At 40.4% G+C, this 977-nt stretch carries 1 protein-coding gene; it reads right to left on the bottom strand.

The genetic code is table 11. The features are described 5' to 3' along the window. Window positions 1-82: 82 nt before the first annotated feature. The coding region (locus ACRCJ0_RS15540) for a PTS system mannose/fructose/sorbose family transporter subunit IID (protein WP_431391092.1) at window positions 83-977 on the bottom strand (895 nt) is incomplete at its 5' end.

Here is a 977-nt window from a genome sequence, read left to right on the forward strand (position 1 = left end):
GCCTGACTTAGGATCGATAGGGTTGATCATCGCATTTGCTTTGGAGACGAACGTTACTTCTGTATTTAATTGTGCTACCATCTTAACCCATGATATTTAGTACATAAAGCACGATACCGATCACAAAGATAGAGAAGATCAAGGTAGTTGCGCTGACTTTACGTTTTAATAGGTACATACATGCTAATGTTAAAAGTAATGGCATCATACCAGGTAATAATTGGTTGAATACATCACCTAATGATGTGGCAGTTGTTGTATTTACTAATTGACCTGATGAAATTTGATTAATCACATCACGGAAGCTATCTGCCGTTACGCTACTATTGTTAGCTGCTTCAACTAAACCGTCAAAGTTTACAATAGCATCTTGTTGGTTTGTTACTTCAGAGATTACTTTTGGGAAATTCATTGTTGTCCAACGAGGTACCAATACCCCCATAACGAACATCCCTAAGATAGATGCCCCAACAGTGATTTTTTGAATGATACCACCAGACAAGTCTTTTGTGATTTCAGAACCTGCACGGTAACCTAATTCTTGTGTATACCAAGTGAAGGCTACACGGATTAAGTTCCAAAGTACGAAGAATAAGATTGGTCCTAAGATAGATTGGCTTAGGGCAAGTGATGCAGCGAAGGCACCGATTACCGGACGTAAAGTACCCCAGAAGATTGGGTCACCCACACCAGCAAGAGGACCCATCATACCAACTTTAACCCCTTGGATGGCTTGGTCTTCAATGACAGTACCATTTGCTTTCTCTTCTTCCATAGCTAAGGTTACACCTAAAATTGGTGCCTCAACGTATGGGTGAGAGTTGATGAATTCCAAGTGACGTTGTAAAGCTGCTGTACGGTCTTCTTTACTTGTATATAATTTTTTGATTGCTGGGGCTAGTACATAAGCCCAACCAACGTTATGCATACGCTCATAGTTCCATGAAGCTTGAACGAAAGTTAATCGCCAGTTTGCA

The organism is Aerococcus sp. L_32 (assembly GCF_050689315.1).